This is a genomic window from Paracoccus gahaiensis, assembly GCF_005048225.1.
Taxonomy (GTDB): domain Bacteria; phylum Pseudomonadota; class Alphaproteobacteria; order Rhodobacterales; family Rhodobacteraceae; genus Paracoccus; species Paracoccus gahaiensis.
In genome coordinates this window covers 115,012-138,594 of sequence record NZ_SUNI01000010.1, presented here as the reverse complement: position 1 = coordinate 138,594, position 23,583 = coordinate 115,012, and the positions used below count along the sequence as shown (strand labels likewise).

19 protein-coding genes and 2 pseudogenes are annotated in these 23,583 nt (G+C 69.7%); 10 read left to right on the top strand and 11 right to left on the bottom strand.

Features of this window, described 5'->3' with window-relative positions; translation table 11 throughout:
* The 3 genes and pseudogenes from FA743_RS20910 to FA743_RS11740 all read right to left on the bottom strand — a co-directional run.
* Positions 1-279: pseudogene (locus FA743_RS20910) on the bottom strand (IS481 family transposase); the annotation flags it as partial.
* Between the two features lie 68 nt (positions 280-347).
* Positions 348-679 (bottom strand): annotated as a pseudogene (locus FA743_RS20905) (hypothetical protein); the annotation flags it as partial.
* 57 nt (positions 680-736) lie between these two features.
* Entirely contained in the window at positions 737-1,864 is a 1,128-nt protein-coding gene (locus FA743_RS11740; protein ID WP_246054941.1) for a YihY/virulence factor BrkB family protein, read from the bottom strand.
* 330 nt (positions 1,865-2,194) lie between these two features.
* On the opposite strand from FA743_RS11740, the gene FA743_RS20325 reads away from it, so the two are divergent.
* On the top strand, positions 2,195-2,629 hold the full coding sequence (locus FA743_RS20325) for a YsnF/AvaK domain-containing protein (protein WP_169308866.1): 435 nt from the start codon (positions 2,195-2,197) through the stop codon (positions 2,627-2,629).
* On the top strand, positions 2,619-3,494 hold the full coding sequence (locus tag FA743_RS20615) for a YsnF/AvaK domain-containing protein (RefSeq protein WP_246054940.1): 876 nt from the start codon (positions 2,619-2,621) through the stop codon (positions 3,492-3,494). The genes FA743_RS20325 and FA743_RS20615 overlap by 11 nt, the downstream gene beginning before the upstream one ends.
* Positions 3,495-3,621: 127 nt before the next feature.
* Here the strand turns inward: FA743_RS20615 and FA743_RS11725 are convergent, their stop codons facing one another.
* From FA743_RS11725 to FA743_RS11695, 7 genes are all read right to left on the bottom strand, one after another.
* On the bottom strand, positions 3,622-3,987 hold the full coding sequence (locus FA743_RS11725) for a response regulator (RefSeq protein WP_136886288.1): 366 nt from the start codon (positions 3,985-3,987) through the stop codon (positions 3,622-3,624).
* Positions 3,980-7,603, bottom strand: coding sequence for a PAS domain S-box protein (locus FA743_RS11720; protein WP_136886287.1), 3,624 nt, complete (start codon positions 7,601-7,603; stop codon positions 3,980-3,982). The genes FA743_RS11725 and FA743_RS11720 overlap by 8 nt, the downstream gene beginning before the upstream one ends.
* Positions 7,604-7,765: 162 nt before the next feature.
* Complete coding sequence (locus tag FA743_RS11715) at positions 7,766-8,326, bottom strand: SAM-dependent methyltransferase (RefSeq protein WP_169308865.1); 561 nt, start codon at positions 8,324-8,326, stop codon at positions 7,766-7,768.
* Complete coding sequence (locus FA743_RS11710; protein WP_136886285.1) at positions 8,316-9,005, bottom strand: PIG-L deacetylase family protein; 690 nt, start codon at positions 9,003-9,005, stop codon at positions 8,316-8,318. Before FA743_RS11710 ends, FA743_RS11715 begins: the two co-directional genes overlap by 11 nt.
* Positions 9,002-10,042 carry an acyl-CoA dehydrogenase family protein gene (locus FA743_RS11705; RefSeq protein ID WP_169308864.1) on the bottom strand — a complete coding sequence of 347 codons (1,041 nt, stop codon included), beginning with the start codon at positions 10,040-10,042 and terminating at the stop codon, positions 9,002-9,004. The genes FA743_RS11710 and FA743_RS11705 overlap by 4 nt, the downstream gene beginning before the upstream one ends.
* Positions 10,039-11,073, bottom strand: a complete 1,035-nt coding sequence (locus FA743_RS11700; RefSeq protein WP_169308863.1) for a glycosyltransferase — start codon at positions 11,071-11,073, stop codon at positions 10,039-10,041. The genes FA743_RS11705 and FA743_RS11700 overlap by 4 nt, the downstream gene beginning before the upstream one ends.
* 103 nt (positions 11,074-11,176) lie before the next feature.
* On the bottom strand, positions 11,177-11,968 hold the full coding sequence (locus FA743_RS11695; RefSeq protein WP_246054939.1) for an IclR family transcriptional regulator: 792 nt from the start codon (positions 11,966-11,968) through the stop codon (positions 11,177-11,179).
* Positions 11,969-12,049: 81 nt separating this feature from the next.
* Here FA743_RS11695 and FA743_RS11690 point away from each other — a divergent pair, with 81 nt between their 5' ends.
* The 8 genes from FA743_RS11690 to FA743_RS11655 are packed head-to-tail and all read left to right on the top strand — an operon-like array spanning position 12,050 to position 22,491.
* On the top strand, positions 12,050-13,582 hold the full coding sequence (locus FA743_RS11690) for a M81 family metallopeptidase (protein WP_136886282.1): 1,533 nt from the start codon (positions 12,050-12,052) through the stop codon (positions 13,580-13,582).
* Between the two features lie 42 nt (positions 13,583-13,624).
* Positions 13,625-15,220: an ABC transporter substrate-binding protein gene (locus FA743_RS11685; protein WP_136886281.1), complete on the top strand. Its 1,596-nt coding sequence runs from the start codon at positions 13,625-13,627 to the stop codon at positions 15,218-15,220.
* A 58-nt stretch (positions 15,221-15,278) separates the two neighbouring features.
* Positions 15,279-16,220: an ABC transporter permease gene (locus FA743_RS11680; protein ID WP_136886280.1), complete on the top strand. Its 942-nt coding sequence runs from the start codon at positions 15,279-15,281 to the stop codon at positions 16,218-16,220.
* On the top strand, positions 16,220-17,095 hold the full coding sequence (locus tag FA743_RS11675) for an ABC transporter permease (protein ID WP_136886279.1): 876 nt from the start codon (positions 16,220-16,222) through the stop codon (positions 17,093-17,095). The genes FA743_RS11680 and FA743_RS11675 overlap by 1 nt, the downstream gene beginning before the upstream one ends.
* 4 nt (positions 17,096-17,099) lie before the next feature.
* Entirely contained in the window at positions 17,100-18,773 is a 1,674-nt protein-coding gene (locus FA743_RS11670) for an ABC transporter ATP-binding protein (RefSeq protein WP_136886278.1), read from the top strand.
* Positions 18,757-19,923, top strand: a complete 1,167-nt coding sequence (locus FA743_RS11665; protein ID WP_136886277.1) for a M20 aminoacylase family protein — start codon at positions 18,757-18,759, stop codon at positions 19,921-19,923. The genes FA743_RS11670 and FA743_RS11665 overlap by 17 nt, the downstream gene beginning before the upstream one ends.
* On the top strand, positions 19,920-21,050 hold the full coding sequence (locus FA743_RS11660) for a M20/M25/M40 family metallo-hydrolase (protein ID WP_136886276.1): 1,131 nt from the start codon (positions 19,920-19,922) through the stop codon (positions 21,048-21,050). The genes FA743_RS11665 and FA743_RS11660 overlap by 4 nt, the downstream gene beginning before the upstream one ends.
* Before the next feature lie 34 nt (positions 21,051-21,084).
* Complete coding sequence (locus FA743_RS11655; RefSeq protein WP_136886275.1) at positions 21,085-22,491, top strand: amidase; 1,407 nt, start codon at positions 21,085-21,087, stop codon at positions 22,489-22,491.
* A gap of 7 nt (positions 22,492-22,498) precedes the next feature.
* Here the strand turns inward: FA743_RS11655 and FA743_RS11650 are convergent, their stop codons facing one another.
* On the bottom strand, positions 22,499-23,398 hold the full coding sequence (locus FA743_RS11650; RefSeq protein ID WP_211242252.1) for an NAD(P)-dependent oxidoreductase: 900 nt from the start codon (positions 23,396-23,398) through the stop codon (positions 22,499-22,501).
* Between the last annotated feature and the right edge of the window lie 185 nt (positions 23,399-23,583).

The following is a 23,583-nucleotide window of genomic DNA, read 5'->3' as shown; positions in this document are numbered from 1 at the left end:
CGAATGCCTCGAGCAGGTGCTGCAGGAACTCCCAGGCCGTCTTCCTGTCCGCCTTGTCGACCAACTGGGTCACGGCAAATTTGCTCGTGCGGTCGATGCCGACGAACAGAAACAGCTTTCCCTCAGCGGTCTGCACCTCGGCGATGTCGATGTGAAAGAAGCCGATCGGATAGCGCTTGAACTTCTGCCTCTTCGGCTTGTCGCCTCCCATGTCAGGCAGCCGAGAAATGCCGTGGCGCGTGCCGGGCACCGATGCAGTGCCGAGCGTGTGCGGGATGGATGGCTGCAGGGCAGAGAGGCGTTCGGCGCGACAAACGATTCCCCGGATCGTTTGCTTGACGCTTGAACTCCAGCGGCAGCAGCGTGTGCCGCCGAAAAGCCACGACGGTCGCCTCCTCCGCCTCGGTCAGGATCGTCGAGCGGGGCTCTCTCGGCCCGGTCCTGAGGTCCTCGATCTGTCTGGCGCTTGCGCCACTTCGCAACCGTCTTCGGGTTCGTCGGGAAAACGATTCACTGGATCGTTTTCTGATCCTCCTCACTCCCCAGATCCCGGCTCAACGTCGCGAACGAAGCTTGCGATCATTCGGGCCGACCCTCGGACCGATGGCGGGCCAGCCCTCATCATTGCAGCTCTGACGGCGTGCGTGGTCGTGGCGCTTCCATGGCGAGCTTGTCCCATAGGGCATCCTTCCATTCCTGAGAAAGGATCGCACCATCAAACCGTGGGATCAAACACCTAGGCCCCGGGCTTGCGGACCGCCTTCATCGCGGCGCTGCCCAGCAGCACGAGCGCCAGCGAGACCTCGGCCCCTGCGGATAGCGGCCTGCCGCCCGCGCGGTCTGGATCGGGGTCCGACTGATCGTCCCGCCGGTCCGTCCTTTCGGGACTCTTGCCCGAGGGCGGCGTGTCGGCCTTGACCGCATCGCGCCGGCCCATCGGCTCGGGCGTGCCGGTGGTCGTGTCACGGGCGGTCTGCTGTTCGGTCTCGGCGTTCAACTCGGCGCCCGCCAGCACCACGAAGGCCGAGAGCCACATCCAGGTCAGCAGGATGATCACGCCGCCAAGCGTGCCATAGGTCTCGGTATAGCTGCCGAAATTCTGCGCATAGACCGAGAAGGCCATCGTCCCCAGGATCCACAGCACGGTCGCCGAGACCGCGCCCACGCTGACCCAGGCCCACCGGGGATTGGCGCGCGACGGGCCGAAGCGGTAGACGGCGCCCAGACCCAGCATGGTCAGCACCGCCAGCACCGGCCATTTCAGCCATTCGATGGCCGTTCCGGCCGCCGGAGGCAGCCAGCCGAAGGCCGCCAGCGACGGCAGCAGGATGACCAGCGCCATGCCCGCGATCAGCCCCAGGATCAGGCCCAGGGTCAGGGCGATGGCGGTCAGGTACAGCCGGACGGTGCCGCGCGTCTCGTCCTCGTCATAGGCGATGTTCAGCCCTTCCATCAGCGTCATCACGCCCTTCATGGCGCCGTAGAGCGCGATGACGATGCCGAACAAAGCGACCAGCCCGGTGCCCGTCTGGTCGCCGCCCGAGACCTTGGCGATCTGGTCCTGCAGGATGGCCGCAGCCTCCTCGGGAAGCATGTCGGCCACTGCCGCCGCCTGGCTGGCGATCTCGGCGGGATCGAAGACCAGACCGGCGATCGAGATCATCGCGACGATGGCCGGGAAGATCGACAGCAGCGTGTAGAAGGCGATTCCTGCCGACACGACCGAGATGTGATCGCGGGCGATCTCGGCCTTGACCCGCATCAGGATGTCCTTCCAGCCCGGGGCGGGGATATGCGTGGGGGCCGAGGCGGCCTGGCCGCTGTCGGTCTGGCCGCTGTCGGTGGGGGATGTCCGGGTCGTCACGTGTCGTTCTCCTGCAGGGCGCCCCGGTCCGGGACGTTGAGTGCTGGTCAACGAAGTCGTGAACGGCCGCATTGTTCCTTGTCGCCGCGCTGTGGGATCGAGGGCGGCACCCTCGGCTGCGCGGATCATGGGCCCCGCCTGCGGGCAGGCTGGCAGCTCTGGCGGACCCGCGCCAGCGGCCCCCTGCGGGTGGGTCGGACCCCTTGTTCCCGTGCTGATTGCAGGCCCCTCGCCGGCGGGGCGAAGGACCGGCGACCCCCACAAAACCGTGCGCGCGGTGCCGGAACAATCGGCAGACCAATCTGTTTAGTCGCACCACAGGAGGCCGACATGGCAGACGACCGCGACGACGCCGTTCTTCCCGTGATGGAGGAGCGGCTGACCATCACCAAGGACCGCCGGATGACCGGTCGGGTGCGCGTCAGCACCTCGACCGAGACCATCGACAGCACCCTGCCCGTCGAACTGTCGGGCACCGAGGTGCATGTCGTTCGCGTGCCGATCGATCGCAGGATCGACGAGGTGCCCGAGATCACCACCTCGGGCGAGTTGACCATCATTCCGGTGGTCGAGGAACGCATGGTGATGACGCGCGAACTGTATCTGCGCGAAGAGATCCACATCCGGCGGATCGACTTCCAGGACACCCAGGAGGTGCCGGTGTCGGTCAGGCGGCAGACTGCCCATGTCGAACATCTGGATCCCGACGAACCCGGGACCGCCCCCCTGCCCTCCCCTTCAAAGGATGACCGCAATGACCTATGACAACGAAACCGCAATGACCGGCGCCGCGAACCGTTCGGTCTCGGCCATGTTCGACAGCCGTGCCGACGCGCAATCCGCCGTCGACCGCCTGAAGGGCACCGGCGTCTCGGACAGCCAGATCCGCATGACCGAAGGCGCAAGCGACCTGACCGCCGCGAACCGCGCGCCCGAGCAGGACAAGGGTTTCTGGGACAGCCTCAGCGACTTCTTCTTCCCCGACGAGGACCGCTACACCTATGCCGAGGGCCTGTCGCGCGGCGGCTGCCTGGTGACAGTGACCAACCTGACCTCGGCGGAGTACGATCAGGTGCTGGATATCCTCGATGACGAGGGCACCATCGATCTGGACGCCCGCGAGGCCGACTGGCGCTCGGAAGGCTGGGGCGGCTACGAATCCAGCCCCTATGCTGCCGGCGGCATGGCAGGCGGTGCAACCTCCGCCGACACCGCGCGCACCCCCGCCGCGACCGATCAGGACAGCATCCCGGTCGTCGAGGAGCGTCTGGCCATCGGCAAGCGCGACACCAGCCACGGCCGTGTCCGCGTCCGTGCCTATACCGTCGAGGAGCCGGTCAATGAGACCGTGAACCTGCGCGAAGAGCGCGTGGAACTGGAGCGTCGCCCCGTTGACCGCGCCGTCACCGGCACCGAGGCCGCCTTCCAGGACCGCACCATCGAGGCCGAGGAATATGCCGAGGAGGCCGTCGTCTCGAAGGAGGCCCGCGTCGTCGAGGAGATCGGTCTGCGCAAGGTCAGCGACAGCCATCAGGAAACCGTCTCGGACACCGTGCGCCACACCGAGGTCGAGGTAGAGGATGACCGCAGCGCCGCGGATCGCACCGGCCTGAACCCGACCCGCAAGTAAGCGGCAGACCGGCCCGGGAAACCGGGCCCGTCGATCCGACAGACCCCCGCCGGGCCTTTGCCCGGCGGGGGTTTTTCAATGCCAGTTCCGCTCGGGGCTACAGGCCGACAACTCGGGCCCGCAACCCTCAGCCCTCGATCAGCTGCCGGATCCGGCGCAGGACCACGGCGATATCCAGCGGCTTCTCATAGCGCAGGGCCTGCCTCAGCCGCGCGGGCAGGACCAGATCGTCATAGCCGGTGGTGAAGACGAAGGGCACGTCTCGGTCCAGCAGCATGTCGGCCACCGGAAAGACCGCCGCGCCCTGAAGGTTCACGTCCAGGATGGCGCCGTCGACATGCTGCCCCGAGGCCAGCAGATCCAGCGCATCCTGCAGCGATCCGACCGGACCCAGCACGCAGGCCCCTGCCTCGCGCAGCTGGGTCTCCAGTTCGCAGGCCAGCAGATATTCGTCCTCGACGATCAGGATGGTGCGATGATGCAGTCTAGGCATGCGCGTCCCCCGGACCGGCACTGGCCGAGACGGGCAGCGAGATCGTGCAATGCACCCCCTCGCGGCCCAGATCATAGGATGTGCGGGCGTTCAGCTGATAGGGCAGCGCCCGCTCGATCAGCTCGCGCCCCTGACCGTGATCCGGGAGCGGCGTGCCGAAGGCGGGCATCGCGACACCGGTCTCGCGCCAGTCGATATGCAGCCAGGGTTGCCCGCCCTCGCCCGAGGGCTCCAGCAACCACAGGACCTCCAGCCGTCCCTCGGGCTGCCGGAGCGCGCCGTACTTGACCGCGTTGGTGGCCAGTTCGTGCAGCGCCATCGCCAGCGTCTGCACGGTCGAGGACCGCAGCCGGATGCCGGGCGGCCCGCGCAGGGTCAGCCGGTCGCACTCGCCGCACATCGCGGCCAGTTCGGCGCCGATCAGTTCGTCGAAGGTCACCCGGTCGGGATCGGACAGGCGCGACAGCAGCCCCTGCACCCGGGCCAGCGCCGACAGCCGGTCGTGGAAGCGGCTGCGGAACTCGGCCACGCTGTCGCTGCCCCGCGCGGTCTTGTCCGAGATCGAGCGGATGACCGCGATCAGGTTGCGCGTGCGGTGCTGCAACTCGGCGACCAGCACGTCCTGGCGTTCCTGCAATTCCTTCAGCGCCTGCACATCGGTCGAGGTGCCCAGCCATTCGCCGATGCGCCCGGTATCGCTGCGCACCGGAACCGACCGACTGTGATGCCAGATCCAGGCCCCGTCCGACACCCGCCGGATGCGGTATTCGACATCCAGCCAACCCCGGGCCGGCGCCGCGTCCCAGGCCAGCCGCGCCATGTCGCGGTCATCGGGATGGACCGCATCGTACCAGCCGCCGCCCAGGCTGTCCTCGGGGCTCTGGCCGGTGAAGTCCAGCCATTGCGGGCTGACCCAGGTCCAGTTGCCCTTGTCGCAGGCCCGCCAGACCAGCTGCGGGATGCCTTCGACCAAGGTCTTCAGCCGCGCCTCGCTGGCCTGCAGCGCATCGGCGGCGCGGTGGCGGTCGGTGACATCCTGCCCGATCTTCAGAAATCCCGTGGCGGCCTCGCGGGGCCCGAGCCGCGTCAGCGCCCCCTCGATGAACACCCGGCTGCCATCCCTGCGCGGATGCCAGCGGCTGTCCGAGGCGCGACCCTCGTCCAGGGCCCGCCGCATCTCGGCCGCCGGAGCGCCCGCGTCGCGGTCCTCGTCGGCGAACAGCACGCGGATGTCCATGCCCAGAACCTCGGCGCGGGTCCAGCCGAAGACGGCCTCGGCGCCCTGCCACCAGTCGGTGATCCCGCCCTCCAGATCGGTGGTGAAGATCGCATAATCGCGGGCATTCTCGACAATCAGGGCCAGCCGTTCCTCGCGTTCGCGCAGGGCGGCCAAGGACCTCTTCTGCACGGTGATGTCCTGTCCGATCCCGGCGATGCGCTGGACCACGCCCTGCGGATCGGTCAGCGGAAAGTCGGTGTCGCGGATCCAGCGCAGATCGCCGTCGCGCCCGTGGCGGATGCGGAACTCGTGGGTGACCTGCTCGCCCGCCTTGACCCGGTCAAGATTGGCGATCGTCCGGTCCAGATCCTCGGGATGGACCAGCGCGGTCCAGGCGCCCAGGGTGATCTCGTCGGGGACGCCGTCCGGGCTGATGCCATAGACCTGGACAAAGGCGGGGCTGACATATTCGATCCTCCCGGTGCGGATGTTGCGGACCCAGATGACATCGGGCGAGACCTCGGCCAGTTGCCGGAACCGCGCCTCGCTGTCGCGCACGGCCTGCTGGGCGCGGGCATGTTCGACCGCCGTCCAGGTCCGCTCGGCCACCTCGAGGACCAGCGCCCGGTCCTCGTCCGTCCAGTGGCGCGGGGCCGTCTGCTGGACATAGAAACAGGCGATCCAGCGCCCGTCGCGGATCAGCGGCACCGCGATCCCGGACCGCATCCCCCCCAGATCGTCGAAGGCCTGCCGCACCTCGTCCAGGCGCGGGTCGTCGCGCGTGTCCACGACGATCAGCGGCTCGCCCCGGATGTACAGCGCCCGCGCGGCAGGGCCGAAATCGTCGACGCGGCAGGTGGCGACATGTCCGGCCATCGTGCCGTTGGTCCATTCCTCCTGCACGGTGAACATCTGCCCCGCCTCGTCCAGCTGGCCGAAGCCGCAGCGCCCGACGCCTAGATGCCGGCCCAGCAGCGCACTGGTGGCCCTGATGATGCCGGCCGGATCGACCACCGTGCGCAGCGCATCGCTGAGCCGGAACAGGAAGGCCTGCCGCTCCTCCGAGGCACGCAGCGCGGCCTCGGCCTCGGCCTGCGCCTGCGCCGCCTGCCGCGTGGCGGTGATGTCGCTGGCGGCGCCCAGCCATTCCAGGATCCGGCCATCCCCGGACAGGACCGGCACCACGCGCGAGCGGGCCCAGCCCGGGCTGCCGTCGCGGCGGATGACGCGATGCTCCAGATCGAAGACCGACCGCGTCTCGATCGCCCTCGCGATGGCCGCATCGACATAGGCCCGGTCGTCGGGAGGAAGATAGCGGTCCAGCCAGCCCGCGCCCGTCTCGGGCGCGTCGGGCAGGAAGGCCTGGCCCTCCAGCTGGTCCATCTGCGTCCAGTCCGCGCTCATGCGGTAGATCACGTCCGAACTGGCCAGCGCGAAGGCCCGGAACCGCGCCTCGCTGTCGCGCAGGCCGTCCTCGGCCTGCTTGCGGGCGGTCACGTCGCTGGCCGCGCCGAACCATTCCACGATCTCGCCCCGCGCATCCAGGATCGGCACGGCGCGCGACTGCGCCCATCCGATGCGGCCGTCGATCCGGCGCACCCGATGTTCCAGCTGGAAGATGCCCTTGCGGTCTATCGCGTCGCGGATGGCGGCCAGCGTCCGGGGATGCTCTTCGGGCGGCAGATAGTCCCGCATCCAGTCGGCGCTTGGGATGACCGTGTCGGGTACGAAATCTCCGCCCTGCAGCGCGCGCAATTCGCTCATGTCGGCGTTCATGGTGTAGAAGACGTCCGAACTGGCGCGGGCCAGCACCGACAGGCGCGCGTCGCTGACCGCCCGCCGCTCTTCCGCCGAGGTCAGGGCCAGCGCCATGGTCCGGGCCAGCGAGGCAAAGCGCGCGAGGCTTTTCAACAGCCGCGCATCCTCGGCCTGGAACCCGGCGCTCTCGCCATGCCGCAAGGCCCAGAGCGTGCCGACCGCCGTGCCCGCGACCAGGACCGGCGCCAGCAGGGCCTCGGCCGGGTCGGGGGGCAAGGCCGGAAGCGCGCGCTGTGGCAGGCTGAGCAGCAGGACCGGCGCCTCTTTCAGAAGGTCGATGCAGGCCGGCTCCGGCTGCGGCAGGACCCCGTCCAGATGCGGTGCCCACAACCCGGCAGCGGCGATCCAGCGCAGGCCGGTCCCGCCGGCGTCCTGAAACGCGATCCCGGCGGACCCGGCCCCGGTCAGGCGCAGGACGGTCCGCGCCAGATGCTGGAACACGCCCGCGGGGCCGTCGCTCAGCGCATCGGACAGGGCCGCCAGGGCCTCGGTCTCGGCCTTGTAATCGGGCTTGCGCGACGGGCGCCGGTCCAGGGCACCGGTGATGACGCTGTCCGCGAAATCGGGATGACCGGTCATGACGGACGCAATCCTTCCTGAACCAACTGGTCTTTCATCGCCCAAGCGGCGCCACAAATCCAACGATTCCGTTCGGGACCGATGGTCGCAACCGAACCGCCCCCGCCCCCAATGTCCCCGCCCCCAACGTCATCGTCACGGCCTCCCGACCGCATCCCCGCCTCACCCGGGCAGATCGAAGCGGTCGACGCGAAAGCCCTCGTGGTGATCCGTCGTGCCCGGCCCCAGGGCTTCTGCCAGAAGCGCCACGGCCGAGGCGCCGTCCAGGGCCTCGTCGGTCGGGCCGGTCCAGTTCACGGCGATGACCGGGCCGGTGGCATGGTCGCGCAGCCAGCGGCCAAGGTCCGCGATCTCGTCGGGGGTCAGGAAATACAGCACCTCGGACAGCACTACCAGATCGGGGTCCAGCCGGGGCAGATCCTGCGGCGCGGCGCCCTCGATCACGGTGACCTGAGCCAGCGGCGCCAACACCTGCCGGGCCGCCTGCAGGGCGGCGGGAATGCAGTCCATCACCGTCAGCCGGGTGCAGCGCAGGGCCAGTTGCCGCGCGAGGGTGCCGTTCCCGCAGCCGATCTCCAGCGCCTCGCGGAAGGGGCCGGGGCCGATGGCCGCCAGAGTGGCCGCGTATTTCCCCGCCTCATAGGCGCTGGTGCGGTGGTCCCACGGGTCGTCGCTGGCCGAATAGAGCCGTGTCAGATGGTCCAGCGTGTCCTTACGGGGCAATGACGATCTCCGGATGGGTCAGGAAATGGGATTGATGCGCTTTCGTCATGACGAAACCCTCGGGGTCGTCGTCGATCAGCGCGGTCATCTGCGTGCGATGGCAGGCCAGCGCGCGAGCCTTTGCATCGCAGGCGGCGTCCGTGGCCTCGATCCGCAGCGCCGGGGCCTGCAGGTCGGTGAAGCGGCCCCAGATCGGATAGAAGGCCAGCGCCAGATCTGGGCGGGCGGCGGCGATCCGATAGGCCAGCCGCGCGACCTGCTGGTGATCGATATGCGGATCGTCGCCCCAGCTGGCCAGCAGCAGCGCGCCCTGCGGGACCAGCCGCGCGATGGCCTCCGCCGCCCCCGCATCATCCGGCGCGCCGCAATCGGGATGGCCGAGCCAAGTCACGCTGGCGGCAGGGGCCAGGATGCGGACGGCGGCGCGCAATTCGTCCTGCCGCGCCTGCGCCAGACGCGCGGCGGGCCAGGCGCGCGACCCGGGATGCGAGCGCGCGCCATCCGTCACACAGATGACATGGCAAGGCGTCCCTGCCCCGGCGGCATCGAAGAGCAGCGCGCCGCAGCCCAGGGTCTCGTCATCGGGATGCGGCGCCAGCACCACCAGCGGACGGTCGCCCAGCAAGGCCGCAACGGCGATCTCAGGGGCGTCCGCGACATGATCCAGAAAGCCGCTCATCCGATCCACCGCGCGCGCAACGCCGGATCAGCCAGGATGCGCGTCACCGAGGCCAAGGCCAGCGCATCCGGCCCTGCCTGCCGCAGATAGAGGCCAAGGTCGCGGCGCACCCGGTCGGCGGGATGCGCAGTCGCGAAGGAGGCCGCGCCGAGCGCCTGATCCATGACCGCCAGCAGCGCCACCGCCTCTTCAGCGGTGACCAGCCGGGCCAGGATCGATGCCTCGGCATCGGCAGGCATGGCGCCGTCGCGCTCGACCCGGCAGGCCGCCTGCGCCAGCCACAGCCGCGCCGTCTCACAGGCGGTGATCATGCGGTGCAGGCGCATGGCCTGCAACGGCGCGTCCTGCTGGCTCCGTGCGGTCAGCTGGTCGGCGGTCATGGCGGTCAGCGCGCGCATGGCGCCCAGCTGCACGGCGGCATAGCGCCAGACGCCCCCGTGGAAATGCGGCTCGGTCATGTAGGCGTCGGGCGCGCCCAGCTGGACGGCATCGGCCAGCGCCAGCCCCTCCAGATCGCAGCGCCCCGAGGCGGTGGCCTTCATCCCCGAGACCTGCCATTCGCCCGGGAACAGCCGCCCCGCCAGCTGGTCGCGGGTGAACATCAGCAGATGCAGCCCCCGGTCGGACCGGGCGGTGACGATCATCCGGTCCAGCACATCGGCGCCGCTGGCGAACAGCTTCTGGCCGCGCAGGGTGCCGCCCTCCAGCCGGGCGGGGTCGGGACCGTCGGCGCCCCAGATTCCGTGCAGCAGGCCTTGGCGCACGGCCTCCAGCGGGCCGCCATGCAGGTGCAGCAGCTTGACCGCGTTCACATGGCCCTCGAAGATGCGGCCCGCCGACAGGTTGACCCGGCCCACCCGCGCCAGCGCATCCAGCAGCCGCAGCGGATCGGACGGCTGATGGGCAAGGTCCAGACACTCGGCCAGCAGCCCGCTTTGCCGCAGCGCCGCCGCCAGCGCCGGCCCCGAGGGGCCGTCCGCGCCGTCCCGGGGCGCCCGGTCCAGCAGCTGTTCCGCCTGTGCGATGGTGCAGGTCATTCGGCCGCCATCGGCGCATGCTGCGCCCGCCATGCCGCGAAATCCGGGCGGACCGTGCCCTCCAGAAGCCGGGACAGCGCATCCAGGTGCGCTTCCAGATCCGAGGCGCGCAGGGGCGTGTCAGGGGTCAGGCTGCGGTCGGGATAGACCGGCAGATCGCCCGACAGCGCAACCGTCCACAGCCCGCGCAGCACCTCGGGGCGCAGCATCGCCTGATCGGCCAGCGGGTCGTGATCCTGCATGCGGTGGCGCAGGCAGGCGGCCATCCCACCCTCGGCCCGTCCCTGCAGGCGGGCCGAGACGCGGGCCTGCATCTCGGCCATATAGCGGACCGACAGGCCGTCATTCTCGGCGCGGTGGACCATGGCGCGATCCTCGCTGTGATCCATGCGCGGCAGGCCGCCGACCGCCAGATAGCGGTCCGCCCGGATCGCCATCGAAGCACCCGATTCCATGTAATGCGGACGCGGCGCCCCCAGAGGCTGGCGCCCGGCCATCTGGTCGATGCAATGGCGGATCTGGTGTTGAAGGGCTGCATAGGCCTGTTCGGCCCGCGTGATCCGGGCGCCCGACAGCGTGGCCAGCACATGCGGCACCTCGCAGGTGATCGCCCCGCAGACCAGATCGGCGCCGCGCTGCACCGTCTCGACCGCGACGGCGATCCAGCGCGGCTGCGGCAGGGCGTCGGCATCGGTCGTCATCAGCAGCGCCCCCGGACGCGCCGCCATGTCCATTGCCACGCGCCGCGCGCGGCCCGCGCTGGCCTCGGGCGTGGGGAAGGTGACCGCGTGCACCCTGACCGCCAGGGCGGGATGGGCGAAGGACCCCGCCACCTCGGCGCTGGCATCGGTGCAGTTGTTGGCCAGGATCACCGCCTCGACCGGCAGCGCGCTGTGGTGCGCCGCCTCGGCCAGCGCGGCCAGCAGCGCGGGGATCCGGTCGGCCTCGTCGCGCACCGGGATGGCGACAGAGACATGCGTCAAGGGATCGGGCAGGCGCGGGCGGGATGCAATCAAGGGTGCGCCGTGCATCAAGGTCCTCCGGGTAAAACCGAACGCCCAACCTTTCGCACTCCGGGATGTTCCCGGGAAACTGCTGCGCGCCCACGCCATGCGCAGGACGGCGCCGGGCCTGTCAGCCCGCGACGATGCTGCGGACCGCCTCGGCGGCCAGAGGCGCCATGCGGCGGCGAAACTCCTCGGGGTCCCATTCGGCCAGCGAGGCGGCGATGTGGATCGCGGCGACGGGGCGGCCCGTGGCATCGGGAATGGCCACCCCAAGCGCGACCTCGCCCATCAGGATCTGCTCCAGCGCCAGGGCATGGCCGTCCCGCCGGGCCTGCGCGATCTGGGTGCGGATCGCGTCAGGATCGGTCAGGGTGCGGGGCGTCATCTGCGGGTGGCGGGCCTTCGCCAGCAGAGCCTCGGCCTCGGGCGCGGGCAGCATCGCCATCACCGCCCAACCCCCCGAGGTGCAGGCGGTGGGCACGCTGTTGCCGACCAGCGTGGCGAAGAAGGTCTCGCGCTTGCTCTGCATGCGGGCGGCATAGACCATGCGCGGACCGTCGAACAGCGACAGGTCGATCCGCTCGCGGGCATTGCGGCGCAGCTCCAGCAGGATCGGGCTGGCGCGGCGCACCAGCGGGTTCATCCGCAGGTAGTCATGAGTCAGATCCAGCACCGGCAGGTCCAGCCGAAAGCCGCGCCCGTCCTCGGCCAGGGTCAGGTAGCCCAGCTTGCGAAAGGTGTGCACAAGGCGCTGCGCCGCGCTGCGGGTCAGGCCGGTGCGGGCGGCGATCTGGGTCAGCGTCAGGGCCCGCTCGGCGCCCTGAAAGGATTCCAGCACGCTCATTCCCCGGGCAAGCGACTGGATGAACAGGGCATCCTGCGCCTCTGGCCTCGCTGAAACCGGCTGATCGTCCGCCACGGGCATCTCCGGCGTTGACATCGTAAAATCTGCACCAATACACTCACCATGCAATGCAACCGTATCGGATGGCAATACTTTATGGTGGCTTCCCCGACTTCCGACCGGCCCCGGCGCGTCGCTCTGGCGGGCTTCGTGCATGAGAGCAATTCCTTTGCCCCCAGTGCGGCGGACATGGTGGCGTTCCAGCAGGGCGGCGGCTATCTGCCGCTGTGCCGGGGCGCGCAGATCCTGGCGGGGGCGCGCGACGTGAACCTGCCAGTCGCGGGTGCCATCGCCCATGCCGAGGCGCAGGGCTGGGATCTGGTGCCGCTGGTCTGGGCGGGGGCCGTGCCCTCGGCCCCGGTCACGGCGACCTGTTATCAGGCCATCACCGACGAGATCATCGCGGGGCTGCGGCAGGCCGGACCGCTGGACGGGGTGTTTCTGGACCTGCACGGCGCGATGATGGCCGAGGGCACGCCCGATGGCGAGGGCGCGCTGCTGGCCCGGGTCCGGGCCGAGGTCGGGCCGGACGTGCCCGTCGTCGCGGCGCTGGACCTGCACGGCAATCTCAGCGCGCAGATGGTCGGGGCCGCCGACCGGATGGTGGGCTTTCGGACCTACCCGCATGTGGACATGGCCGAGACGGGCCGCCGCGCGGCGGTCGAGCTGGACCGGCTGCTGACCGGCGCGCCCAGCTTCACGGCATTCCGGCAGCTGGATTTCCTGATCCCCATCGCCTGGCAGGCGACGGATGCGCAGCCCGCCGCCGGGATCTATGCCCTGCTGGATCAGGCCGATGCCGCAGGGATCTGCGCCTCGGTCTTCATGGGCTTTCCGGCGGCGGATTTCACCGATTGCCGCCCCTCGGTCATCGCTTATGCCGACAGCCAGGATCGCGCCGAGGCCTGGGCCGACAAGATTGCGGAGGCCTTGCGCGCCGCCGAGCCCGCCTTCAACGGCCGCTCCTATAACCCGGAGGCGGGCGTGGCCGAGGCACAGCGCCTCGCGGCCAGCGCCCGCCGGCCCGTGGTCCTGGTCGACACGCAGGACAATCCCGGCGCGGGCGGCAATTCCGACACCACCGGCATGCTGCGCGCGCTGATCGAGGCGGATGCCCAAGGCGCCGCCATCGGCCTGATCTGCGACCCCGAGGCCGCCGCGGCCGCCCATACGGCGGGCATCGGCGCGACGATCACCCTGCCCCTGGGCGGCAGGTCCAACATCCCCGGCGACGCGCCCCTGACCGCGAGTTTCACGGTCGAGGCGCTGTCGGACGGCCATTGCCACGCCACCGGCCCCTATTACGGCGGCGCGCATCTGCGGCTTGGGCCCTCGGCCTGCCTGCGGATCGGGGGCGTGCGGGTCGCCGTCGCCTCGGAAAAGGCGCAGATGGCCGACCGGCAGATGTTCCGTTTCCTGGGCATCGCCCCCGAGGATCAGGCGATCCTGGTCGTGAAAAGCTCGAACCATTTCCGCGCCGATTTCGCGCCCATCGCCCAAGCCATCCTGACCTGCACCGCGCCCGGCCCCATGCCGCTCAGCCCGGCCAGCCTGCCCTTTCGCCACCTCGCTTCCGGCTTGCGGCTGGAACCGGGCGGCGCCGCCTTCATCCCCCCCGCGCAAGGCTGACGCCAAGATCGCCCCGCGGACCCGTTCAACAGAGAGGACATCATGTTCAACCGACTCAGCCTTGCCTCCAAGACGGCAACCCTCGTCACCGCGGCCCTTCTGGGGACCACGATGCTGTCCGGCGCGGCCTTCGCGCAAAGCACCGTGAAGGCGGTGATGCATTCCGGCCTGCGCGTGCTGGACCCGGTCATCACCACCGCGCACATCACCCGCAACCATGCCTACATGATCTATGACGTGCTGATCGCGCAGGATTCGGAGTTCCAGCCGCAGCCGCAGATGGCCGACTGGACCGTCTCGGACGACATGCTGACCTATACCTTCACCCTGCGCAACGGGCTGACCTTCCATGACGGCGCCCCGGTGACCGCCGCCGATGTGGTCGCCTCGCTGAACCGGTGGGGCCAGAAGGACGCGGGCGGGCAGGTCATCATGGACCGCACCGCCAGCCTGGAGGCGACCGACGACACGACGGTCACCTGGACCCTGACCGAGCCCTTCGTGCCGATGCTGGACGTGCTGTCCAAGCAATCCGCCCTGCCGCCCTTCATCATGCCCGCCCGCATCGCCGAGACCTCGGCCGACGAGGCGATCACGGAATATGTGGGCTCGGGCCCCTTCCGCTTCGTCGAGGCCGAGTTCCAGCCGGGCCTGATGGTCGTCTACGAGAAGTTCGACGACTATGTCCCGCGCGACGAGCCAGCCGACTGGATGGCCGGGGGCAAGGTCGTCAATGTGGACCGCGTCGAATGGGTCAACATGCCCGACATCCAGACCGCCGTGAACGCCCTCTCGGGCGGCGAGGTCGATTATGTCGAGGCGATGCAGGTCGACCTGATCCCGCTGCTGGAGGGCGATCCGAACGTGGTGGTCGAGACCCGCGAGCCCACCGGCATGCAGACCATGACCCGCATGAACTTCCTGCACCCGCCCTTCGACAACCAGCAGGTCCGCCAGGCGGCGCTGAAGGCGATCCAGCAGGAACCGGTGCTGGCGGCGATGGTCGGCAACCCCGAATACTACTCGGTCTGCGGCGCGATCCTGGGCTGCGGCACGCCCTTGGCCAGCGACGCCCAAGCCGAGACGCTGACGCAGGGGGGCGGTGCCGACGAGGCCCGCGCGCTGCTGGAAGAGGCGGGCTATGACGGCACCCCCGTCGTCCTGATGGCCCCCACGGACATGGTGGCCTTGGCCACGCAGCCGGTGGTCGTGTCGCAGATGCTGCGCGAGGCGGGCTTCGAGGTCGAGTTGCAGCCGATGGACTGGCAGACGCTGGTCACCCGCCGCGCCAGCCAGGCCGCGCCCGCCGAGGGCGGCTGGAACATCTTCATCACCAACTGGATGGTCCCCGAGATCTCGAACCCGATCTCGAACCCGATGCTGAACGGGCGCGGCAGCGACGCCTGGTTCGGCTGGCCCGAGGACGAGACGATCGAGGCCCTCAAGGAGGACTTCATCGACGCCGAGACGCCCGAGGCGCAGGTCGAGGTCGCCCAGCAGATCCAGACCCACGCGCTGGACAACGGGCTGCTGATCCCGCTTGGCCAGTACACCCTGCCCCAGGCCCGCCGCGCCACGATCACCGCCATGATCCAGTCGCCGGTGCCGGTCTTCTGGGGCATGCAGAAGGCGGAATGATCCAAGCCGGGGGCGGCGACCGTGCCGCCCCCGCCGTTCTTCGATCCGGAGGGTCGTGATGCTGGGCTATATCCTGCGACGCATTCTGGCGGTCATCCCGGTGATGCTGCTGGTCGCCGTCTTCGTCTTCCTGCTGCTGCGCCTGACGCCGGGCGATCCGGCGGCGATCATCGCCGGCGACATGGCCACGCCCGCGCAGCTGGACCGCATCCGCGAGGCGATGGGCCTGAACCAGCCGCTGCACATCCAGTTCGTGACCTGGGTCGGGCAATTGCTGCGCGGCGATCTGGGCGTCTCGCTGATCTCGAACACGCCGGTGGCCACGATGGTCGCGGACCGGATCGGGCCGACCTTCTCCATCGCGATCCTGACGATTATCATGTCGGTCGCCATGGCCGTGCCGATGGGCGTGCTGGCCGCCTGGAAGCATCGCAGCGCCGCCGATTACGCGGTGATGACGTTTTCGGTGCTGGGCTTCTCGGTGCCGGTCTTCGTGATCGGATACATCTTCATCCTGATCTTCTCGCTGCAGCTGGGCTGGTTCCCGGTGCAGGGCTATACCCCCATCGGGTCGGGCTTCGGGGCCTTCCTGTCGAACGCCTTCCTGCCCGCGCTGACCCTGTCCACGATCTACATCGCGCTGATCGCCCGGATGACGCGGGCCAACATGCTGGAGGTGCTGGGCGAGGATTACATCCGCACCGCCCGCGCCAAGGGCGCCCCCGAACGCACGGTGCTGTTCCGCCATGCGCTCAAGAACGCCGCCGTGCCGATCCTGACGGTGATCGGATCGGGCTTTGCGCTGCTGATCGGCGGCGTGGTGGTGACCGAGACCGTCTTCAACATCCCCGGCATCGGGCGGCTGACCGTCGATGCGATCCTGGCACGCGACTATCCGGTCATCCAGGCGATGATCCTGCTGACCAGCTTCCTCTACGTGCTGGTGAACCTGCTGATCGACCTCAGCTACAGCTTCTTCGACCCAAGGATCCGGTACTGATGGCCCCCGTCCCCCAACCCACCTCGGCCATGCAGCCGATCCTGCGCGCGCTGCGCCTGCCGCAGTTCGGCATGGGCAGCAAGATCGCCGCCGTCGTGCTGGCGATCATCGTCGCGCTGACCCTGCTGGCGGGCTGGATCGCGCCGCATGATCCGCTGACCATGAACCCGATGGTGCGCCTGCAGGGCCCGATCGAGGGCTATCCGCTCGGCACCGACAACTATGGCCGCGACATCTTCAGCCGGGTGCTGATCGGCGGCCAGCTGTCGCTGATCATCGGCATCGCCACCGCCGCCGTCTCGGTCGCCCTCGGGCTGGTCATCGGCATGATCGCGGGGTTCTTCCGCACGGCGGATGCGATCATCATGCGGATGATGGATGCGCTGATGGCGATCCCGTCGATCCTGCTGGCCATCGCGCTGGTGGCGCTGAACGGCCCCTCGGTCGGATCGGTGATCGCCGCGATCACCATCCCCGAGATCCCCCGCGTCGTGCGCCTGGTCCGCGCGGTCATCCTGTCCGCGCGCGAGGAACCCTATGTCGAGGCTGCCATCGCGCTCGGCACCCCCATGCACAAGATCCTGATCCGGCATCTGGTCCCCAACACCACCGCGCCGCTGATCGTGCAGGGCACCTATATCCTTGCCTCGGCCATCCTGACCGAGGCGATCCTGTCCTTCCTGGGCGCCGGCGTCAGCACCGAGACCCCCACCTGGGGCAACATCATGGCCGAGGGGCGGCTGTTCTTCCGCATCAAGCCGGAACTGATCCTCTATCCCGGGATCGCGCTGTCGCTGTGTATCCTGTCGATCAACCTTCTGGGCGATGCGGCGCGCGACATGCTGGATCCGCGCCTGAAGAAACGGGCGGGGTAAGGCCATGCTGTTCAAGACACGCAATTTCGACGATGCGCCCGTGGTGCTCGAGGCCAAGGGCCTGACCGTCAGCCTGCCCGACACCAAGGGCGACCCGAAGGTGCTGAAATCCATCAACGTGACGATCCGCGCGTCGGAAACCGTCTGCCTGGTGGGTGAATCCGGCTCGGGCAAGTCGGTCACCTCGCTGGCGATCATGGGGCTTCTGCCCGAGGCGCTGAAGGTGTCGTCCGGCACCATCCACCTGCAGGGCAGCGACCTGCTGCCGCTGACCCAGGCCCAGATGCGGGAACTGCGCGCCGCCCGCGTGGCGATGATCTTCCAGGAACCGATGACCGCCCTGAACCCGGTCCTGCGCGTGGGCGACCAGATCATGGAGGTGATGGAGCTGCACACCTCGCTGCCCGCCGCCGAGCGCCGCAAGCGTGCGCTGGCGATCATGGAGCAGGTGCATCTGCCCGACGTGCCGCGCATCTTCGCCTCCTACCCCCACCAGCTGTCGGGCGGGCAGCGCCAGCGGATCATGATCGCCATGGCGCTGGTGCTAGAGCCCGTGCTGCTGATCGCGGACGAGCCCACCACCGCGCTGGACGTGACCACGCAGAAGCAGATCCTGGCGCTGATCGACGAATTGCAGCAGGACCACGGCACGGCGGTGCTGTTCATCACCCATGACATGGGCGTGGTCGCGGAAATCGCCGACACCGTCTATGTGATGAAGCAGGGCGAGATCGTGGAATCGGGCGCGGTGGAAACCCTGCTGCGCCACCCCCAAGCCGACTACACCCGCGCGCTGCTGGCCGCCGTGCCCAGCCTCTCGCCCCGCGCGGCGCGGGCGGGCGCGGATGATGCCGTCCTGCGGGTCGAGAAGCTGAACAAGGTCTATGGCGGCGGCGGCATCCTGAAGAAGCTGCCCACGGCGCACGCCGCCAAGGACGTGACCTTCACCCTGTCGCGCGGCCAGACGCTTGGCATCGTGGGCGAATCCGGCTCGGGCAAGTCCACCGTGGCGCGCTGCATCATGCGGCTGATCGACCCGACCTCGGGGCGGATCCTGCTGGACGACACCGACATCGCGACCCTCACGCGCGGCGGCCTGCGCCCGCACCGCCAGAAGCTGCAGGTGGTCTTCCAGGACCCGATGCGGTCGCTGAACCCGCGCTGGACCATCGCCGACAGCCTGATCGAGGGGCCGCTGAACTATGGCACCTCGCGCAAGGACGCTTTGGCCGAGGCCGCGCGGCTGATGCAGGTGGTGGGCCTGCCCACCGACGCGCTGGCCCGCTATCCGCACCAGTTCTCGGGCGGGCAGCGCCAGCGGATCGCCATCGCGCGTGCCGTGATGATGCGCCCCGACGTGCTGGTGGCGGACGAGGCCGTCTCGGCGCTGGACGTGTCCGTGCAGGCGCAGGTGCTGGACCTGCTGGACCAGTTGCAGCGCGATCTGGGCATCGCCATCGTCTTCATCACCCATGACCTGCGCGTCGCCGCGCAGATCTGCGACGAGGTGCTGGTGATGCAACGCGGCGCCGTGGTCGAACACGGCCCCGCCGCCCAGGTGCTGGCCGCCCCCGCCCATGCCTATACCCGCGCCCTGATCGACGCCGCCCCCGGCCGGTCCTGGGACTTCCACAATTTCCAAGAGATGCGAGACCCCTCCCATGCCGAACCTGCCTGAGATCGACGCCGCCACCCCCGAGCTGACCGCGATCTTCCGCGACCTGCACGCCCATCCCGAGATCGGCATGGAGGAGGTCCGCACCAGCGCCATCGTCGCGGCACGCTTGCGCGAATGGGGCGTGGACGAGGTGCATGAAGGGGTCGGAAAGACCGGCGTCGTGGGCATCCTGCGCGGGCGCGGACAGGGAAACCGCCGCGTCGGCCTGCGCGCCGACATGGACGCGCTGCCGATCCACGAGGCGACGGGCCTGCCCCATGCATCCACAAACGCAGGCAAGATGCATGCCTGCGGCCATGACGGGCACACCACGATGCTGCTGGGCGCCGCGCAATACCTGGCCGCCAGCCGCAACTTCGACGGCACCGCCGTCTTCATCTTCCAGCCCGCCGAGGAGGGTCTGGGCGGCGCCCGGGCGATGATCGCGGACGGGCTGTTCCAGCGCTTTCCGGTGGACGAGGTCTACGGGATGCACAACCAGCCCACCGGGGAACGGGGCCGGGCGAGTCTCTGCAAGGGCGCGGCGATGGCGGGGGCGTCCTTCTTCGACATCACCGTGACCGGCAAGGGCAGCCATGCCGCCATGCCCCAGCAGTCGCGCGATGCGCTGGTGGTGGCCTCAAGCCTCGTCGGCCAGTTCCAGACGATCCTGTCGCGCAATGTCGCGGCGCTGGATCAGGCAGTGCTGTCGGTGACCCAGATCCACGCCGGCGCCGCCTATAACGTCCTGCCCGAGACCGCGACGCTGGCCGGCACGCTGCGCTTCTTCCGGCCCGAGATCCGCGACCTGATGCAGGCCCGGATGCGGGCGCTCTGCAACGGCGCCGCGCTGGCCCATGACATGACCATCGACGTGACATTCCGCGAGATCTTCGACGTGCTCGTGAACGATGCGGATCTGTCCGAGGCCTGGACCCAGGCCGCCGCCGACGTGGTGGGCCCCGACAATGTCGCCGATCAGCCCCCCGTCGCCGGGTCCGAGGATTTCGCCGACATGCTGCAACTGGTGCCCGGCGCCTATGGCAATGTCGGCCACGCGGGCACCGTGCCCCTGCACAATCCGGGCTTCGTGCTGGACGAAGGAATCCTGCCCATCGGCGCCTCGATCTATGCCCGGCTGATCGAACGCCGCCTGCCGGTGGCGGCATGAGCGCGCTGGACCTGCCCTTCGACGCGGACCAGATGCTGGCAGGCCTGCGCCCCTGGGTCGAATGCGAAAGCCCGACCTGGGACGCGGCCGCCGTCACGCGCATGATGAACCTGGCCGCGCGCGACCTGTCCGACATCGGCGCGGCGGTCGAGGTGATCCCCGGCACCCAGGGCTTCGGCACCTCGATCCGCGCGATCTTTCCCCATGCCGACCAGGGTGCGCCCGGCATCCTCGTCTCGGGGCACCTGGACACCGTCCACCCCATCGGCACGCTGGACAAGCTGCCCTTCCGGGTCGAGGACGGGCGCGCCTACGGCCCCGGCATCATGGACATGAAGGGCGGCAACTACGTCTTTCTGGAGGCGATGCGCCAGATCGGCCGGGCGGGCCTGACCACCCCCCTGCCCGTCACCTTCCTCTTCACCCCGGATGAAGAGGTCGGCACCCCCGCCACCCGCGGGCTGATCGAGGAGGCCGCGCGCGGCCAGCGCGCCGTCCTGCTGCCCGAGCCCGCATCCCCCGATGGCGGCGCGGTGATCGGGCGCTATGCCATCGCGCGCTTCGACCTCTTGACCGAGGGGCGGCCCAGCCACGCGGGCTGGGCGCTCAAGGACGGACGGTCGGCCATCGCCGCCATGGCACGGCGCATCCTTCAGATCGAGGCGATGACGACCGAGGATTGCACCTTCTCGGTGGGGGTCATCCATGCCGGGCAATGGGTCAATTGCGTCTCCTCGACCTGTCGGGCTGAGGTCCTGTCCATGGCCAAGACGCAAGCCGACCTGGACCGGGGCGTCGCCGCCCTGCTGGCCCTGCAGGGACCCGAGGACGGGGTCGAGTTCACCGTCACGCGCGGCGTGACCCGCCCGGTCTGGGAACCGCAGCCCGGCACGATGGCGCTTTATGACTTGGCGCAGGAGGTCTCCTCGGAGATCGGCTTCGATCTGTCCGCAGGCAGCGCGGGCGGCGGATCGGATGGCAACTTCACCGGCGCGATGGGCGTGCCCACGCTGGATTCCATCGGTGTGCGCGGGCGCGGCCTGCACACGCTGGACGAACATATCCTGACCTCCAGCCTGACCGAGCGTGCCCGCCTGGCCGCCGGCCTGCTGACCCGGATCACCTGACTGACGCCTCGACCCCCGAAGGACCCCACCGCCCATGACCGGACTGAACGAGCTGACCGCCGCCCAGATGACCGAGGGCTTCGCCGCCCGCAGCCTGTCGCCCGTCGAGGTGACGCGCGACGTGCTGGCTCAGATCGAGCGCTGCGAGCCGCAGCTGCACGGCCTGTGGACGGTGGATCCCGAGGTGGCGATGGCGGCGGCCCAGGCCTCCGAGGCACGCTGGAAGGACGGCACGCAGATCCTCTGCAACGGCGTCTCGCTGGACGGGGTGCCGATCACCATCAAGGAGAACATCGCGACCGAGGGCGTCCCGATGCCCCTGGGCACGCGGGTCAGCGACATGACCCCGCGCAGCGCCGACGCGCCCCCCGCCGCCCGGATGCGCGCGGCGGGGGCGGTCTTTCTGGGCCGCACGACCATGCCCGATTTCGGGATGCTCTCCTCGGGTCTGTCCAGCTTCCACCAACTGGCGCGCAACCCGTGGAACACGGCGATGAACCCGGGCGGCTCCAGCGCAGGCGCAGGCGTGGCGGGGGCGGCGGGCTACGGGCCGATCCATCTGGGCACCGATATCGGCGGCTCGATCCGCCTGCCCGCCGCCTGGTGCGGGCTGGTGGGGCTGAAGCCCAGCCTGGGCCGCGTGCCGATCGACCCGCCCTTCATGGGCCGCGCGGCGGGGCCGATGACCCGGACGGCGCGCGACGCCGCCATGGCGATGGCGGTGCTGTCCCAGCCCGATTCCCGCGACCACATGGACCTGCCGCCGAACGCGATCGACTGGCTGGATCTGGATCTGGATCTGACCGGCCTCAGGATCGGGCTGCTGATGCAGGCCGGATGCGGCCTGCCGGTCGACGCGCAGGTCACCGCCGCCGTCACCGATGCCGCGCGCCGCTTCGAGACGGCGGGCGCCCATGTCGACCCCCTGGACCCGTGGATGACGCCCGACCTGCTGCAGGCCCTGGACGATTTCTGGCGCACCCGCAGCGGGCTGGACCTGCAGGCGCTGACGCCCGCGCAGCGCGACGAGGTGCTGCCGGTGATCCGCAAATGGGGCGTTTCGGGGCTGGGGAAGACCGGAGAGGAGGTCTATCGCGCCTATGCCGCCACGGTCGAGATCCGCCGCCTGACCGTCGCCGCGACCGCCCGCTTCGATCTGGTCCTGTCGCCCGTCTCGCCCAATGTCAGCTTTCCCGCCGAATGGGCCTATCCCGCCGACAATGACGTGGACCGTGCGATGGCCCATATCGGCTTCACCGCGCCCTTCAACATCAGCGAACAGCCCGCGATCTCGGTCCCCTGCGGGCAGGATGCGGCGGGGGTGCCCATCGGGCTGCAGATCGCGGGCCGCCGCTTCGACGATCTGGGCGTGCTGCGCGCCGCCCATGCCTGGGAGCGGATCGGCCCCGACCCCCGTCCCTGGCCGTTCAGGGCGGCCTGAGGCGCCCTCACCCCTCGGGGTCCTCGCCGCCGAGCCTGTCGAAAAAGGCCGTGGCCTCGGCCAGATAGCCCTCGGAAAAACCGCCCTCGGACAGGGCGCGCAGTGCCCGATCCACGCCGCCGGCGGCGTGGTTCTGCACCGCCAGATCCTGCGTCATGCGCAGGTAATAGGCCAAGTCCTTGGCGGCGTTCGACACGAAGAACCGCATCCGCGAGGTGTCCCCCTCCAGCAAATAGGGGCCGATCCGGTCCAGCGCCGCGCCATAGCCCCCGCCCTGCGCCAGCGCCTCGGTGAAGACCCGCGCCGGGATGCCGGCCTTGCGCGCGCAGGCCGCCGCCTCGCTCAGCAGCGTGGCCTGCCCGATCGAGACATAGTTGTGCAACAGCTTCAGCGTATGCCCCGCGCCGGGGCCGCCCGCGTGGAAGATGTTCTCGGCAAAGGCCCCCAGCAGGGGCCGCATCCGCTCCAGCAGGTCGTCCTCGGCCCCGACCAGCAGGTTCAGCCGCCCCTCCTCGGCCTCCCGCGGTGTCCGCGTCATCGCGGCATCCATGAAGCGCCCGCCCGCCGCCTGCGTCAGCGCCGCCAGCCGCGCGGTCGAGCTGGGGATGGCGGTCGAGCAGTCGATGATCACGGTGCCGGGCCGGATCGCGGCCAGCATGCCCGCCTCGCCCAGCAGCACCTCCTCCACCTGCGGACTGCCCGACACGCACAGCACGACCACGTCGCTGTCGGCAGCCAGCTGCTGCCGGTCCGCAACGCGGCGCGCGCCCAGATCCATCAGATCCTGCACCGGCTGGTTGCCCGTATGATCCAGAAAGCCAAGCGACCAGCTCTTCGCCGCAAGATTCCTGGCGATGCCGTGCCCCATCAGGCCGACACCGACCAGCCCCACCCTCATGTCACCCATCCGTCCCTCGTCTTTCCCGCCCTTGCTGCGGCCCCTGTTTCTACGACGCCCGAACCGATCCGTCACCCCGCCCGGGCGTTCCAAACCGGTGCGTTGGGCTTTTTGGGGATGCGCGTTGCACCCAAGGCGCGCCTCTGCCACCCTCGCGATCACCGGGCCGATCCCGGACATCTTTGCAAGGGACC

Excerpts from the sequence above, each read along its gene's own strand:
- FA743_RS20325 (WP_169308866.1), top strand. The coding sequence starts at position 2,195 with ATGGCAGACGACCGCGACGACGCCGTTCTTCCCGTGATGGAGGAGCGG.
- FA743_RS20615 (WP_246054940.1), top strand. The coding sequence starts at position 2,619 with ATGACCTATGACAACGAAACCGCAATGACCGGCGCCGCGAACCGTTCG.
- FA743_RS11725 (WP_136886288.1), bottom strand. The coding sequence starts at position 3,987 with ATGCCTAGACTGCATCATCGCACCATCCTGATCGTCGAGGACGAATAT.
- FA743_RS11720 (WP_136886287.1), bottom strand. The coding sequence starts at position 7,603 with ATGACCGGTCATCCCGATTTCGCGGACAGCGTCATCACCGGTGCCCTG.
- FA743_RS11710 (WP_136886285.1), bottom strand. The coding sequence starts at position 9,005 with ATGAGCGGCTTTCTGGATCATGTCGCGGACGCCCCTGAGATCGCCGTT.
- FA743_RS11705 (WP_169308864.1), bottom strand. The coding sequence starts at position 10,042 with ATGACCTGCACCATCGCACAGGCGGAACAGCTGCTGGACCGGGCGCCC.
- FA743_RS11700 (WP_169308863.1), bottom strand. The coding sequence starts at position 11,073 with ATGCACGGCGCACCCTTGATTGCATCCCGCCCGCGCCTGCCCGATCCC.
- FA743_RS11690 (WP_136886282.1), top strand. The coding sequence starts at position 12,050 with ATGGTGGCTTCCCCGACTTCCGACCGGCCCCGGCGCGTCGCTCTGGCG.
- FA743_RS11685 (WP_136886281.1), top strand. The coding sequence starts at position 13,625 with ATGTTCAACCGACTCAGCCTTGCCTCCAAGACGGCAACCCTCGTCACC.
- FA743_RS11680 (WP_136886280.1), top strand. The coding sequence starts at position 15,279 with ATGCTGGGCTATATCCTGCGACGCATTCTGGCGGTCATCCCGGTGATG.
- FA743_RS11675 (WP_136886279.1), top strand. The coding sequence starts at position 16,220 with ATGGCCCCCGTCCCCCAACCCACCTCGGCCATGCAGCCGATCCTGCGC.
- FA743_RS11670 (WP_136886278.1), top strand. The coding sequence starts at position 17,100 with ATGCTGTTCAAGACACGCAATTTCGACGATGCGCCCGTGGTGCTCGAG.
- FA743_RS11665 (WP_136886277.1), top strand. The coding sequence starts at position 18,757 with ATGCCGAACCTGCCTGAGATCGACGCCGCCACCCCCGAGCTGACCGCG.
- FA743_RS11660 (WP_136886276.1), top strand. The coding sequence starts at position 19,920 with ATGAGCGCGCTGGACCTGCCCTTCGACGCGGACCAGATGCTGGCAGGC.
- FA743_RS11655 (WP_136886275.1), top strand. The coding sequence starts at position 21,085 with ATGACCGGACTGAACGAGCTGACCGCCGCCCAGATGACCGAGGGCTTC.
- FA743_RS11650 (WP_211242252.1), bottom strand. The coding sequence starts at position 23,398 with ATGGGTGACATGAGGGTGGGGCTGGTCGGTGTCGGCCTGATGGGGCAC.